At 60.7% G+C, this 13,584-nt stretch carries 15 protein-coding genes; 11 read left to right on the forward strand and 4 right to left on the reverse strand.

The genetic code is table 11. The annotated features are described in order from the left end of the window. The first annotated feature begins 68 nt into the window (after positions 1-68). Both JFC09_RS02595 and JFC09_RS02600 read left to right on the forward strand, forming a co-directional pair. Positions 69-620: a hypothetical protein gene (locus JFC09_RS02595; protein ID WP_198392398.1), complete on the forward strand. Its 552-nt coding sequence runs from the start codon at positions 69-71 to the stop codon at positions 618-620. 34 nt (positions 621-654) lie between these two features. After that, positions 655-1,032, forward strand: coding sequence for a very short patch repair endonuclease (locus JFC09_RS02600; RefSeq protein ID WP_332839646.1), 378 nt, complete (start codon positions 655-657; stop codon positions 1,030-1,032). 44 nt (positions 1,033-1,076) lie between these two features. Here the strand turns inward: JFC09_RS02600 and JFC09_RS02605 are convergent, their stop codons facing one another. Together JFC09_RS02605 and JFC09_RS02610 are read right to left on the reverse strand one after the other, a co-directional pair. Beyond that, positions 1,077-1,607 (reverse strand): hypothetical protein, encoded by a 531-nt coding sequence (locus JFC09_RS02605; protein WP_198392400.1) that lies wholly within the window; start codon positions 1,605-1,607, stop codon positions 1,077-1,079. Between the two features lie 649 nt (positions 1,608-2,256). Further along, positions 2,257-3,201, reverse strand: coding sequence for an NAD(P)-dependent oxidoreductase (locus tag JFC09_RS02610; protein WP_232483123.1), 945 nt, complete (start codon positions 3,199-3,201; stop codon positions 2,257-2,259). A 400-nt stretch (positions 3,202-3,601) separates the two neighbouring features. On the opposite strand from JFC09_RS02610, the gene JFC09_RS02615 reads away from it, so the two are divergent. Genes JFC09_RS02615 through JFC09_RS02635 form a run of 5 tightly spaced genes read left to right on the forward strand, consistent with a single transcriptional unit; the run spans position 3,602 to position 7,963 of the window. After that, on the forward strand, positions 3,602-4,189 hold the full coding sequence (locus JFC09_RS02615) for a helix-turn-helix domain-containing protein (protein WP_269770434.1): 588 nt from the start codon (positions 3,602-3,604) through the stop codon (positions 4,187-4,189). Beyond that, entirely contained in the window at positions 4,173-5,090 is a 918-nt protein-coding gene (locus JFC09_RS02620; protein ID WP_198392403.1) for a transporter substrate-binding domain-containing protein, read from the forward strand. The genes JFC09_RS02615 and JFC09_RS02620 overlap by 17 nt, the downstream gene beginning before the upstream one ends. Further along, the gene (locus tag JFC09_RS02625) at positions 5,087-6,004 is read left to right on the forward strand and encodes an amino acid ABC transporter permease (RefSeq protein WP_198392404.1); all 918 of its coding nucleotides are present in this window, start codon (positions 5,087-5,089) and stop codon (positions 6,002-6,004) included. The genes JFC09_RS02620 and JFC09_RS02625 overlap by 4 nt, the downstream gene beginning before the upstream one ends. Next, positions 5,994-6,785 carry an amino acid ABC transporter ATP-binding protein gene (locus tag JFC09_RS02630; protein ID WP_269770435.1) on the forward strand — a complete coding sequence of 264 codons (792 nt, stop codon included), beginning with the start codon at positions 5,994-5,996 and terminating at the stop codon, positions 6,783-6,785. Before JFC09_RS02625 ends, JFC09_RS02630 begins: the two co-directional genes overlap by 11 nt. A 35-nt stretch (positions 6,786-6,820) precedes the next feature. After that, a complete protein-coding gene (locus JFC09_RS02635) occupies positions 6,821-7,963 on the forward strand; it encodes an FAD-dependent oxidoreductase (protein ID WP_198392405.1) in 1,143 nt (380 codons plus the stop codon). A 581-nt stretch (positions 7,964-8,544) separates the two neighbouring features. Here JFC09_RS02635 and JFC09_RS02640 read toward each other — a convergent pair. Further along, the gene (locus JFC09_RS02640; RefSeq protein WP_232483025.1) at positions 8,545-9,924 is read right to left on the reverse strand and encodes a hypothetical protein; all 1,380 of its coding nucleotides are present in this window, start codon (positions 9,922-9,924) and stop codon (positions 8,545-8,547) included. Between the two features lie 200 nt (positions 9,925-10,124). Between JFC09_RS02640 and JFC09_RS02645 the strand changes: the two genes are divergently transcribed. The 3 genes from JFC09_RS02645 to JFC09_RS02655 all read left to right on the forward strand — a co-directional run bounded on the left by JFC09_RS02645 (position 10,125) and on the right by JFC09_RS02655 (position 12,560). Beyond that, positions 10,125-10,715: a hypothetical protein gene (locus JFC09_RS02645; protein WP_198392406.1), complete on the forward strand. Its 591-nt coding sequence runs from the start codon at positions 10,125-10,127 to the stop codon at positions 10,713-10,715. 62 nt (positions 10,716-10,777) lie between these two features. Further along, positions 10,778-11,392 (forward strand): OmpA family protein, encoded by a 615-nt coding sequence (locus JFC09_RS16830; protein WP_198392407.1) that lies wholly within the window; start codon positions 10,778-10,780, stop codon positions 11,390-11,392. 220 nt (positions 11,393-11,612) lie between these two features. Beyond that, entirely contained in the window at positions 11,613-12,560 is a 948-nt protein-coding gene (locus tag JFC09_RS02655) for a GmrSD restriction endonuclease domain-containing protein (protein WP_198392408.1), read from the forward strand. Positions 12,561-12,635: 75 nt separating this feature from the next. Here the strand turns inward: JFC09_RS02655 and JFC09_RS02660 are convergent, their stop codons facing one another. Then, a complete protein-coding gene (locus JFC09_RS02660; protein ID WP_198392409.1) occupies positions 12,636-12,902 on the reverse strand; it encodes a helix-turn-helix domain-containing protein in 267 nt (88 codons plus the stop codon). Positions 12,903-13,114: 212 nt separating this feature from the next. On the opposite strand from JFC09_RS02660, the gene JFC09_RS02665 reads away from it, so the two are divergent. Beyond that, a complete protein-coding gene (locus JFC09_RS02665) occupies positions 13,115-13,489 on the forward strand; it encodes a hypothetical protein (RefSeq protein ID WP_198392410.1) in 375 nt (124 codons plus the stop codon). Positions 13,490-13,584: the final 95 nt, after the last annotated feature.

A 13,584-nucleotide genomic window follows, 5' to 3' on the forward strand; every position in this document is an offset into this window, starting at 1 on the left:
CGGCGTTCCCGCCCACTGGCGGACGGCGACTGACTGAAGACGACCTCCTCGGGTTCCGTGAGAGGTGTGTGACTGCGCTCGGACGCTCTTTGTCGAATGAAGCTTGTACCGACCAGGCGTTCGATCTGCGGGTTGGTCGGATTCTCTTCAATGAATCGCAGGGCAGCGAGGGCGAGTTCGGAAGTGCGCAGGTGTGGGACTTCCTCACGCTGATCGTGTTGCCAGATCTCGCACTTGAGCGCTTTCCGCCGAGTGGGAGGGGCGGTGTTGCACGCCTGACAGGCGGCAACAGGCGGCATGTGTTCCAGCGCCTGTGGCGTCGTTGGAATGTCTTCGGTGAGGACATTGTTGAAGCTCAAGAACTCACGGAGGACGATTATGTCGCGTTGCTGGAGCGTAGGCTGACCGGTCAGAACCGGGCGCTGGCAACTAAGACGGTTGCGGAGATTCGACGCACAAGCAGGACTGGTCAGTCGCGGCGTGACTTCACCAGAGTCTTCATGCGACAGCTCGTGCAGATGTCCGGTCTAGTAGAGATCGGCGACGAGGATCCGGAGCACCTCAAGGCGCTCTTCGCACACGTCACTGACGTGACGGAGCGTGCTCTCTCGGATGCCTGAGTCATGGGCGTCATCAGTCGGCGCACGTCTCACAATGCAAGCCAACCGACGTCGCGATACGGCACCCGAATTGAAAATTCGGCGTATCCTCCACGCCCGTGGGCTCCGGTATCGAGTTGATTTCGCGCCCGGGGAAGACCGCCGGAGGAAGGCGGACATCGTCTTCACTCGTGCGCGGATCGTAGTATTTGTCGATGGGTGTTTTTGGCATGGTTGTCCAAAGCATTTCATAGCGCCGAAGTCGAATCCCGAATATTGGGGACCTAAGATCGGGGCCAATCGCCGACGTGACGCGGAGACTACCGAACGGTTGCAAGTGGCGGGATGGACCGTGCTGAGGTTCTGGGAGCATGAGGATCCGGACGAAGCGTCGAAGGCGATTATCGCCGCTTGGTCGCAGCAACGTCACTGATGAGACCCGCGACCGGTGTGTTTCGAGAACCCGCGGGGCCCACGCTACGTGTCGTTGTCGCAAGACTTGGCAATTGAACCACTTTCGCGACGGTAGGCATTCCACGCAGCCTCCAGCTCGCGCACTCGTGTGGCATAGAGTCCCACCGTGTAGTGATCAAGCGCGGGGTCTGCGGGAACGGCCCGATCCTCCTGGGCGGCGTCGAGGGCGTCCAACAGTTGCTTCTGCACGGCGGGATAGAGGGCACGTCCTGGCTGGGTGTGGGCTCCACCTCTGGCAGCGGTCTCGATCTGCTCGTCCTGCAAATGTGCCACCCACTCCTCGAGAATCCGATCGTGAGACCGCATTGCGGCTTCCGCGGTGGTCCGCAGGCGGACTCTCGTGAGCTGTCGCTGCTCCTCTTGTTCCTCGTAGATGGGGGAGGGGTCATCGACGTGCGGGGCGGCCTCGGTACCATCGTGGCGGGCCAGCTCGTTACGAATTCGTGCCACCAGGACTACCGGCACGACCACGACCATGGCGACGGCCAACACCGCATAGACGAGGAACATCGTGCTGATGATCGCCCCGAACATGTGAGCCTCCCGGTCCCTCCGACCGTCATACCCGTTGTCTCCTCCCGAGCATACGGAAGCGAGGCAGGGCAGGGAAGGCCGCAGGCTACTCTGCCGAACTTGCCGTCGACTCGGCAGTTTTGACTGTGGAACAGGCTGTGGCTGTGGTTCTCACGAACTTGTTGCTCATGTGCGCCTCTCGGACTGTGCCGCCCGCTAATGCGGGTTTGTTCGGCACCTGGGTAGTTCATAAGTATTGACGGCGCCCCCGTATTATCCTCTGTCTACGTGAGAACGACGATGGTGACGGTCTGAGCCTCCCAGACGCTGACGCTGGCGAGGTGGCTGCACAGTGATGCTCGTTATGGGAGTCTGCCATTCGACGGGCATTTTCCTTGCGTCAGTCACCAGGTCCCCGGCGATGATAGCGCCCGAGTCCAGATGAAGATGACCCGGAGAGTTCCGTCGGAGTCGAAGACTAGAGCTTCGACCTCGGGGCGGGACCCGAAAAGCTCCATCCGTGGTTTTGGCGAAGGCTGGCAGTGCGGCGCAAATCGTCCTGTTCGACAGTGACCTGGTGAGCCGGCCTGAGTCATGTCCGTCGAAGCGCGTGGTGCAGACCTACTAGGGCGGTGCGCGTAAGCGGTGAGCTGAGCATTCACGCAATAGATCAGATCACCCGGTTGAGTAGCGGCTCCCCCTGGGAGAAGCGGCCAAGGTTTGCCTCGAACAAGAGGGCATATCGTTCGTGTCTATCCGGCGTGTCACCTGCCATGTGTGGGCTGATCACCAGGTTTGGGAGACCCCAGAGCGGATGCCCTGACGGCAGTGGCTCCGGCTCCGTGACGTCTAGAACCGCGGCCGACCGAGTGTGCTTGCTGAGCATCCTGGCTAACGCATGGTGATCCACACTCGCGCCTCGTCCCACATTGACGAAAACACAAGGGTCCGCGAATCCTGCAATCACGGTACTGCTAAACATGTTGGCGGTCGCAGGGGAGGACGGCAGCGAAGCCACGAGCACGTTGAAGTTCCCTACGTGTGACAGGAGGGCGTTGCTGTCCACATACTCGTCGAAGACAGGATCCAGTGCTGCGGGGTCTCGCCGCGCGCCGGCCAGGTGGGCGACCCCCATGCCGCGAAGCATTCGGGCAGCCGCGGTGCCGATTCCGCCTGCTCCCACAACGAGAACACGCAGTTGATCGTTGCTCAGTGGCTCGCGGTGCACCCGAAGTGCTTGAGAAGTGTCGTGCGCAGAGCGCAGGAGACCCTTCGACCAAAGAAGAACCGACCCTGCGACGTATTCGCCGATAGCCTGATCGAGTACGCCAGCAGAATTTGTCAGGATGATGCCCCGCTCCCGGAACACTTTCTTCGGTAGATGTTCAGTACCTGCCATCGAAATATGAATCCAGCGAAGGCGCGGAAGCCGACGCGCCACCTCCCCGAGTTCGCCAAAATACGCGGCTCGGATGAACAGAACTTCAGTGTTGGGTCGAATGTCGTGAACGTGGTGAGGAGAGATCCTCTGCACGTCGAATGATGAGGACACACGTTGCAATGGGGCGACGTCATGCCCCTTCCCGTCGACACGGTCGATCACACAGATCTGCATCGGGACCACAGTCAGCTCACTTTGGTGGGAGAAGAGAACACAAAAACAACACCGGACGGTTCCCGAGATGTTGCGAAGAAAGCAGCCCATTTCGTTCGGTGCACCCGTGGAGGCAACCTGTGGCACGACTTAAGACCATCCACCGCTTCCAGCGGTTGGCCGACATAGGCCCTTGGCGCCCAGGTGCTAGAACGGCCGTTGCACGCGACACTCCGCTGACAGCCCACTGACACCCGTGGGGTGGGACGGAACACTGCCGCTTCCTTCATTGAACACGTCGCTGACCGCCGGCCCGGGCAGATCACGATCACGTAACAGCCATTGACAGCGAGAACACCACGTTCAATCATGTGATCATGATCACATCTTCTGTTCACGGCTGTCAACACAGCCCGTACTTATGACCAGCGGTAGCGGGGGCGCGTCCAACAGCGCGATTGCGGGGCGAGTGCGGACGCTCCGTCGATTGAGGCAGTTCACTGTCCGCGACCTCGCGGCCATGACCGGTGTGAGCGCTGGGATGATCAGCAATATCGAAAACGATCGGACAAGCCCATCGATTGCAGTCGTTGCTTCGATATGTCACGCGTTGGAGGTCGAGGTGGCGGATCTGTTTTCTACGAAAAGTCTCACTGACCGTGCAACGAAAAAAGAAGACCGCGAAGTCCTGCACGCGGCGGACGGAATCGAGAAGACAGTACTCCTCAGGGAGCCGTCTAGGGGTGTGAGCTTTTACGAGGTCGATATACCGCCTGGCGCGACCACCGGAACGGTGAATAGCCACAAAGGCGCAATCGAGCTAATTATCGTTCTTTCAGGGAAAGTGTCCGTATTTCTCGACGATGTGCGGATTTCAGTGCAAGCTAGCGAGTCAGTGAAATTCAAATCTGAGATGAACCACTACATCGCGAATGAGACGACCGACAGCGCAACATTTCAATGGCTCATAACAAAGCGAGAAAGAAGTGAAAATGTCGAGAACCCGTAAGATTGCACAGATCACAGCACTCAGCGCGACCATGTTCCTCTTCGCAAGCGCGTGCTCGCCTCAGCCGGTGGAAGAGCCAGTTGAAGAGACTGATGCTAGCTTTACGGCTGGAGAGCGTCCAGTGAATGAGCAGGTGCAACAGATCCACGATGCGCTGCCTGAAGAGATCAAAGAACGAGGGTCACTGAACGTGGCAATGTCGCCCGGGATGGCGCCCTTGAACTACCCTGATGAGGCTAGTGGCGACTTGATTGGCTTCAACCCCGACATCGCGCACCAGCTTGGTGAAATCATGGGCCTCGAAGTCAAGCTCCACGCGGCGGACAACAGTCAGATGCTACCCGGCATGGAGGCCGGGCGTTACGACATCAATGTCAGTAATCAGGCTGTTACTGAAGAGCGGCTAGAGGTCGTGGACTTCGTCGAATACTACTTTTCCGATAGTCGCCTCGCGGTTCAGGCGGGAAACCCGAATGACCTGAGTGTCGACAATTTCTGCGGCATGACGATCGGCGTATCTATCGGCTCATTTCAGCAGACGGAAGTCTTGCCAGGCAGATCTGACGAATGCGAAGAAAATGGCGAAGAACCTATTACCCCTGAAAGCTTTCCGAACCAGCAGGACGGGATCTTCGCTCTCACTAGCGGTCGGATCGACGGGCTGGCAGGTGACGGCCCCGTGATTCTATATGCAGTCGACCAGGAGTCCGGGATCGAGGAGTTGGGAAGCCTGACGTCAGGCTCGAACCTTGGAATCGGCGTTACCAAAGACAGCGGTCTGCTGGATCCGGTGCAGATGGCCATGCAGGAGCTGATGGACAACGGGAACTACGCATCGACGTTGGATCAGTACGGAATGTCGGACGTGTCGCTGGATGAGGCGAAGGTGCAGACCGAATGAGCGCGCAGCCTGAAAGCAACATTCAAAATGGAGAGCCCTCCCGCGACGCGCCGAGCCAAGCGTATGTAAAAAAAGTCCTACCGCCCCGGAACAGAAAAACGACTATCTTTGGCGTACTCGTCACAATAATTGTGACCCTGTTCCTTGTCTCGATCGCAGTGAACGAGAACTTCCGCTGGCCGATTGTGGCGGAGTACCTGTTCCACCCTAACATCCTCATTGGAATCGGCAATACGATCGCGCTCACCGCAATATCAATGTTCCTCGGGACAATCCTTGGCGCGATCTTGGCCCTGATGAAGCTCGCGCCGACAAAGACGCTTCGCTGGATATCGGAAGGTTATGTCTGGTTCTTTCGGGGAGTGCCGCTACTCGTTCAGTTGCTCTTCTGGTACAACCTCGCGGCGCTGTTCCCCCAGATAGGATTGGTTCTCCCAGATGTGGGTCTTGACCTGACGCTGAACACAAATGCTCTCATCACGCCCTTTACGGCTGCGATAATATCTTTGACTCTACATGAATCTGCATACATGGCGGAGATTATCCGCAGTGGAATCCTGTCGGTGAACAAGGGGCAAAAGGAGGCGGCAGAAGCTCTGGCGATCACACCGTTCCGGGCTATGACCAGGATCGTGCTCCCGCAGGCTATGCGCATCATTATTCCGCCCACCGGAAATCAGATTATCTCAATGCTGAAAACGACATCGCTTGTCAGCGTTATTGCGCTGAATGATCTTCTTTACTCCGCGCAAATAATCTATTCCGTTAACTATCGAGTCATTCAACTACTACTTGTGGCCTCGATCTGGTACATCGTGATGGTCACCGTCCTGACTTGGGTGCAGAGCAAGGTCGAAAGCCATTACGGAAAGGGATACGTTCCGAGGAAGGTGCGGAAAAAAATTGGACGCTGAAAACGACGGTGCTGAAATTGTCTCCGTGCGAGATGTCACGAAATCGTTTAGCGACAACGTTGTTCTGTCTGATATTAACTTGTCGGTTCGTGAAGGTGAGGCTGTCGCTGTTGTAGGGCCATCCGGGTCAGGTAAATCGACCCTGTTGCGTTGCATCAACCGACTTGAAGTCATTGACAGTGGTGAGGTTCTAGTCAAGGGCGAGCTGGTCGGCTATGAACGGAGTGGTGACGACCTCCGAGTTGCGTCAGGGAAATTGACGTCTCGTCAGAGGTTGAACATAGGGATGGTCTTCCAGCAGTTTAATCTATTCCCACACAAGAGTGCCCTGCAGAACGTGATCGAAGCTCCGATACTGTCTCGACGGATGTCAAAGGCTGACGCCATTGGAAACGGAAAGGATTTGTTGACGAGGGTTGGCTTGGCAGAAAGGGTCGACTATTATCCGGCTGAGCTGTCCGGTGGTCAACAACAACGCGTAGCGATCGCTCGAGCACTGGCGATGAAGCCTGATGTCATGCTTTTCGATGAACCGACGTCCGCGTTGGATCCTGAGCTTGTCGGTGAAGTGCTGGCCGTCATCAAAGATCTTGCTGAAGGCGGCATGACGATGATGATTGTTACGCACGAGATGCAGTTTGCGGCGGATGTAGCCGACAGGACGATTTTTATGGACGAAGGGCGAATTGTTGAAGAGGGTCCTTCTCGACAAGTGATTAACTCACCGTCTTCACAGCGCGCAAGAGAGTTCTTCACTCGAGTGAAGATGGTCGACATCTGATCTCCAAGGCTCGACTCGAAGGAGGCGTTTGCTTAATGCATGATTACGATTACGGAGTGATCGGGGTCGGTTCTACCGGATCAATGGCGCTGCGTAAGATTGCAAGTGCATCGTCGTCAGTCCTCGGAATAGAGGGTGGAATGATCGGGCACGACAATAGCGCCGTGGGGGGTGACACTCGTTTATTCAGGCGTGTGTACCGCGAGGGGGCGCAGTTCGAGTCATTGTTGGAGAGTTCTCTCAAGGGTTGGAGCGATCTACAGGCTCGTTCCGGACAGAGGATCTTCACGGAGACAGGCATGCTTAGCATCTTTGACGACTCCAGTCGTGACAAGGACGTCCTGTTAGGGCATGCTGCAGCTGCCGGGCTGAGGCATGAGTATTTGACTCCTGACGACATCAACTCGCGGTTTCCGCAGTTTCGTGTCGGAGCTCATCAAGCGGGTATTTATGACCCTCAAGGCGGGTTTATAAGAACTGATGTTGCAGTCCGTGCCGCAGTCGATCTGGCTACTGAGGATGGTGCTGAGGTTAAGGAGTGTTCGATCGTAGCAGCTGTAGAGTCGACCCGATCCGGGGTTGTCGTGACGCTCTCGTCTGGTGAAACCATCTCGTTCGGGAAAGTGGTGTTGACGTGCGGCGCCCGGACTGTCCCGCTCGTCGCTCCACAGCTTGCTCAGCATCTCGCGCCAAAGCGCGTGGTGATGACGTGGTTCGGTATGGATGCCCCCGATGACTATAGGATCGGCAATTTTCCCATTTTCGGGTATCGGAACTCTGATTCTGAACAGGGCGTCTACGGCGCCCCTTCCATTGACGGAATCTCTGTGAAGGTCTCAGGGTTCATTCCTAACGGTCCTTTGGAGCTCCCTCAGTTCCAGTTTGATCAGACTGTGAGTATGGAGGAGAGGTGTTGGGCGGGTGCGGGTGCAAACAAGGTTTTGCAAGGCCTGTCGGACGGTCCCACCCGGGCAACAGCCTACGCAGACCTGTACTCAAGCGATCACCTGCCGATTATCGATTGGGTCGACGATTACCAGCGGATATGTCTGTGTAGCGGCTTCTCCGGTAAGGGCTTCAAGATGGCTGTAGGCGTTGGTGAAGTTGTTGCCGACGCTCTGTTGGACAGTGTGCCGCTAGATCCAGCGTTCAACTCTGTCCGATTCTGCCGCCAGTGAGCTGGTCGTGGTGCGCTGCGCGATTGGCAGTCGACTCTCACTCAGGATCACGGTAACGCCACGGAACTGGTCTCCACGCTTGAATCGATCGACGACGTTCGCGTGGTCAATAGTTCTGTGGCGATCTACATTCTCAATGTGGCGGAGTCATAGACACCGACGGTAGTACCGACGGCTTCGTTGAACGCCTGCGTATGAGCGGAGCGGTGGCGAAGCCAATCGGTCCGGCGGCGGTTCGTCTGGTGACCCATCGAGAGGTTGAAGAGTCGATTTGGAGCGCTTTGTGCACGCGATATCCGCCGCCGTGTGAGGAGGCGTGTGTTGGCGGCGCGTGTGTTAGCCGACACAGCCGCGTGCAGAAGATGAAGGCTCTGGTCTAATTTGCCGTGGAGATTCGGCTACGGTAATTCGTTGCTACTGCTTGCCAGGATTCAGGTTACCCACCGCGACGCTCGCGATGTCAACACAGCCCGCACTCACGGACGTGTAGCCATTGAAGACGTATTGGCGTGGGTATGGAAATGCGAAGCCACCAAGCATGATGTCGGCGTCGTTTTTTGCACAAGAAGACGATAGCTGGATCAGTGGTCGAGTGTCGCGCCGTCGCCGTGTTCATGTGTTGCTTCGCTCACCGCTCCGCTCGCGACAGAGATCTCATTCGGCACCTGAGGCAGTTCGTAGGTGGTGACCACGGCCTCGGCGCCGTCCTCCGTCTTCGTGAGATCCACGATGCTGACGGTCCGAGTCTCCGGGTCCGTGATGAAGGCGAGGTCGTCGCTCACGGTGAGGTTCGGCATGGGAGTCTGCCATTCGGCGGGCTCCTCCCATGCGTCGGTGACCGGGACCTCGGCGGCGGTGTCGCCCGAGTCCGGGTCGATGACCCGGAGCGTCCCGTCGGTGCCGAAGACCAGGGCTTCGCCTTCGGGGCCTCGGGCCAGGGAGCAGAACGAGTAGCTGGCGGGCAGGTCGACGATCCGGATCTCACCGGAGTCTGTGTCCGTCAGGCTGACCTGTGTGGGGTGCTCCTGCTCCGCGTCGGGGTCAGTCTTGTAGTCGCCCAGCACGACCGGCGACTCTTCCGAGCCGGCCTGATTGCCGATGCGGGCGTAATCCTGAGCTGCGTCGATGTGCTCGATCGTGTCGCCGTCGACGACCACGATGCCGTTCTCGCAGCCAAGTGTGATGACGCCATCGGCGGCGACGGCCTCCCCGTGGACGCCCGGGCAGTCGTCGGTGCGGGCGATCTCCTCACCATCCGCGTCCTGGAGGAGAACGGTGCTGCGGGATTCCTCGGTGCCCTCCGTGAGCACCACGCTTCCGTCCTCGCGGGGGACCGCGACGCCGTGGTGGGGGTCGGGGAGCGCCTGGTCGTCGGTACTGATGGGGGTGCTCGCGTCCAGAGCGGTGGGGTCGAACGTCTTCACCGCCCCGTCACCGTCGAAGAACGCGGCCGCGATTCCGTCGTGTACGACCAGGTGGCCGGGGTGACTGCCCTCGACGCGCTGATCACTCAGCACCGGATCCGTCGTGTACGAGTGGCTGTGGTCGCCGTGCGGCTCCGACCACGTGCCGGTGTCCAGCAGCCGGAAGGAGTCGCCTTCGGTGAGGAAGAGGTGACGGTCGTCGCCGGCTTGGTTGAGGCGGGTGAACCCGTTTGCGGGAAGGTCCGCGAGTGGGTCGCCGGTGAGCGCGTCGACGACAAGCACCCCGCCGTCGTACGTGACGGCGAGGCGGGGGTTGGCGCCGGCGGCTTCGTGCGTCTCCCTGTCAGAGGGGTCGACGGCGGGTGCGCCCTCTGCGTGGCTTCCTGAGGCGGTCGATCCGGGAGATGCGGGCTGGCCGCAGCCGGCCAGGAGGGCCACTGCTGTGATGGCCGCGAGCGATCCGAAGATGCGGGCGGACCGGGGCGTGGCGCGTAGGGACTGGGCGTCTGGGTGTGCGGTGGGGTGTGAAGGAGTCATGGGGGAATGAAAGCCGCCCCCAAGGGTCATTGTCATAGGTGGATATGTAGATGGGTGCATGTGACAGGCCGCGCCACTCGACGCCCGGCGAGATGCGGAGCATCGCGTACCATTCGGATCGAGCGCAGGGAGCGCAAACGACGAGCGCAGGGAGCGCAAACGACGAGCGCAGGGAGCGCACACGACGAGTGGGAGGTACCGTGACACGGACCCGACGCCTGACGATGACCGCGATCGCAATAGGAGTGGCAGCGATCCTCACCGCATGCACGGGAGGCACCGATGAGGGCGGCGGTGCGCAGGATCCGACGTCGGCAGCCGGCGCAGAAGCCGGTGGCGACGAAGTCGAGGGTTCGGCGAAGGCGGCGGGCCTCGACCCCGAGAATCTTCCGGACCCTGTCCACACGGTGGACGTTCCCGCGACCGTCGACGACGATCCCGACGCAACCATGACCGTCGACTTCTACGGTCTGACACGCGACGAGAAGACCGTCATCGCGCAGTTCGGTTTCACCGTCAACAGTGATGCCGACGTGAACAAGGACCTGTGGACCTACCTGGATGGCGTCGCGTGGAGCCCGCACCTCATCGACACCACCAACCTCACGAAGCACACCGTGCTGACCAACGTCCGCGAAAGAGCGCAGAGCGCGTATCAGTCGGTCAAGTTCGAGCCTGGCGAAACGTACTACGCGTTCGCCGTCTTCGCCGCTCCGCCGAACGACGTGAAGACCGTCGCCGTGAACGCCGTCGACGGAGCACCGCTCATCCGAGATGTGGTCATCCAGTGACTCCACACGCCGCAGATTCCACGGGTACCCGCACGCGCCACCTGCCTGCGCGCAGCATTGCTGTGGCGACGGCACTCATGCTGGTGTGCGGGGTGTTCGGGACGAGCACCGCGTTCGGTGCGGGGGATCGGGACGTGACGGCGGCTTCGGCGACGTCGACCGACCTGGAGCAGGTGAGCGACTACGTGAACCCGGATTCGGTGAGTCTGCAGGAGAGCGTCGTCGACCTGAAGGAGGGCCGCGTGGCCCTGAACGACGGAGTCGTGGACCTCACGGAATCCGGCGACGCGATCGAGCCCGTCGAGACCGTCGAGGAGAGCGCCAGCGGATCGATGATCACGCTCGACACCGACATCCTCTTCGACTTCGACTCCGCCGATCTGAGCGACGACGCGCAGAAGAAGATCGAAGAACTCACCGAGGACATCCCCACCGGCGCGACCGTCACCGTCGCGGGGCACACGGACTCCCGCGGCGAAGACGACTACAACCAAGACCTCTCCGAGCGACGCGCGGAAGCAGTCGCCCAGGTGCTGACCGACGCGGAAGGGAGCCTCACGGTCGAGACCGAAGGCCACGGGGCGAAGGACCCCGTCGCGTCAGAGACGACCGACGGTGAGGACGACCCGGACGGACGAGCTCAGAACCGGCGGGTGGAGATCACCTTCGACGACTGAGGCGGGGCCGTCTGCGGGGCTCGTCTCGACTGATGACGGGCACCTGACGCCGTCCGAAGGTGAGGCGCGCAGAAGTGCGACGCGAATCACCCCGCGGGACCGCACTTTTCGTCAAGAGTGCGAACGGTTCTCACCCATACTTCTTCCAGGTAGCAAGTCTTCTTGGGAGTTGGCAGTGGTAGGTCCTCGTTCTCGTCGTCGCGGGCTCAGCGTGCTGGGCGTGGCGTTCGTCTTCCTCACCGGGTGTGTCAGCACCGACCCCGCCGAGGTGGCGGAGGATGCGATCGCCACGGCCAATGAGATCCCCACCGCGTCGATCGATCCCATGCCGACGCCCCCGGCGGAGGATGACGAGGACGATCGCGAACGCGACGCCTCCGACGCGGAATCGGACAGCGCACTGCGCATGCTCTACGAGCTGGACGTCAAGGGACGCGCCCCGAAGACCGGGTACGACCGGGACCTGTTCGGCTGGCGCGACGACGTCGACCGCAACGGCTGCGACACCCGCAACGACGTGCTGCGCCGCGACCTCGCGGACATCACCCTGCAGTCCGGCGGGTGCGTGGTGCTCGCCGGATCCCTCACGTCCGACTACACCGGCGACACCTTCGACTTCATCCGCGGGAGCGGGAACAACATCGACATCGACCACGTCGTGGCCCTGTCGAACGCGTGGCAGACGGGCGCGCAGGAGCTGTCCTACAGCGAGCGCGTCGAGCTGGGCAACGACCCGGTCAACCTGCTGGCCGTGGAATCGAGCGTCAACCGCTCCAAGGGCGCCAGCGACGCAGCCACCTGGCTGCCGCCTCGCAAGAGCTACCGCTGCGAGTACGTGGCCCGCCAGATCCAGGTGAAGCACGACTACGACCTCTGGGTCACCCCGCCGGAGTTCGACGCGATGGAGGGCCTGCTGCTGGACTGCGACCAGGACTCCTTCGGGGACGACGTCTGGCCGGGACGCGGCGGCGGCGACGTGACGTCCGAGCCGCTGTATGAACCCGAAGAGGAGCCGGTGTCGAGGGCTGAGTCCGGGTCGTCCGGTGGCGGCGTCTACTACAAGAACTGCACCGCCGCCCGCAACGCGGGAGCAGCGCCCGTGCACGCCGGTGACCCGGGATACGGGAAGCACCTCGACCGCGATGGCGACGGAATCGGCTGCGAGTGAATCAGCCCACGAGGGCGTTCGCGGCAGGGGCCTCTCCATGCGGCGGCTCCGCACGGGTGGATGCGGATCGTCAGCTCACCTCCCGGGTGACGGGCGCGGCGAGCCGACTCCGCGCAGGAGCTCAGCGGGTGGAACCCCCAGCCCGTCCGCCAGCCGCACGATGACATCCAGGGTGGGGTTCCGCCGTCCGCGCTCGATTCCCCCGATGTAGGTCCGGTCCATCCCGATGTCGTCCGCGAACCGCTCCTGCGAACGCGGGCGCTTTCCGGTCGACCGCCTGGGGTGCATTCTCAGCTCACGCACGCGCAGACCGAACTGGACACGATGGTCAGTGCTCTCCATGGAGACAGCCTCTCCTGCATGATGACTATGAGTCAACGGATTATAAGCACCTGATAGGGTGGCGGCGAGTTCGATACATCTGCTCTTCATGAACTCGTTCTCGCGGCGGCAGCGCAGCCCCCGTCGAATAACCTCTCACCTCGATTGATCGGTGCATTGCGCCTTGTCACGATGGCCCGGAACTACAGCTTCCGAGCAGACGAGGTCCACCGATGAACTCCACAGCACACTCCCTGAGCCGCACCACTGCGTTCCGCACGGTCGCAGTCGTGCTCAGCTCACTCACACTGGCCCTGGGCCTCACCGCATGCGGCGGAAACCCCGGCGTCGAGGGGACGTACACCGGCAGCGCGGGAACCACGATGCTGGTCCTCAAAGGCGACGGATCGGCCCTGTACTCCCAGCAGAAGCGCGCGGGCCTGGAGACGGGGGCCGGGACATGGTCGGTCGATGACGGCGTCCTCCGCGTGGATGTCGATTCGCTCTCCTACGAGATCTTCGCGAACGCCGATGGGTTCGACGGGACGCTGCTGGTCGAATCGGACAGCAGTTCCTGGAACGAGGAGATCTACACGCGGCAGGAGTGACACCCCGCCTGGTCCGGGCCACACGTGCCCGCACCTCGAAGGCAAGACACACACCATCACGTCCGCAGCCCCTCTCGTAGGATGATCGCGGACTC

Source organism: Brevibacterium yomogidense (assembly GCF_016107685.1).
Taxonomy (GTDB): Bacteria; Actinomycetota; Actinomycetes; order Actinomycetales; family Brevibacteriaceae; genus Brevibacterium; species Brevibacterium yomogidense.

Bases quoted from the DNA above. Each gene is read 5' to 3' on its own strand.
- JFC09_RS02600 (WP_332839646.1), top strand. From the start codon at position 655: ATGCAAGCCAACCGACGTCGCGATACGGCACCCGAATTGAAAATTCGG.
- JFC09_RS02605 (WP_198392400.1), bottom strand. From the start codon at position 1,607: ATGTTCGGGGCGATCATCAGCACGATGTTCCTCGTCTATGCGGTGTTG.
- JFC09_RS02610 (WP_232483123.1), bottom strand. From the start codon at position 3,201: ATGCAGATCTGTGTGATCGACCGTGTCGACGGGAAGGGGCATGACGTC.
- JFC09_RS02615 (WP_269770434.1), top strand. From the start codon at position 3,602: ATGACCAGCGGTAGCGGGGGCGCGTCCAACAGCGCGATTGCGGGGCGA.
- JFC09_RS02620 (WP_198392403.1), top strand. From the start codon at position 4,173: ATGTCGAGAACCCGTAAGATTGCACAGATCACAGCACTCAGCGCGACC.
- JFC09_RS02625 (WP_198392404.1), top strand. From the start codon at position 5,087: ATGAGCGCGCAGCCTGAAAGCAACATTCAAAATGGAGAGCCCTCCCGC.
- JFC09_RS02635 (WP_198392405.1), top strand. From the start codon at position 6,821: ATGCATGATTACGATTACGGAGTGATCGGGGTCGGTTCTACCGGATCA.
- JFC09_RS02640 (WP_232483025.1), bottom strand. From the start codon at position 9,924: ATGACTCCTTCACACCCCACCGCACACCCAGACGCCCAGTCCCTACGC.
- JFC09_RS02660 (WP_198392409.1), bottom strand. From the start codon at position 12,902: ATGGAGAGCACTGACCATCGTGTCCAGTTCGGTCTGCGCGTGCGTGAG.
- JFC09_RS02665 (WP_198392410.1), top strand. From the start codon at position 13,115: ATGAACTCCACAGCACACTCCCTGAGCCGCACCACTGCGTTCCGCACG.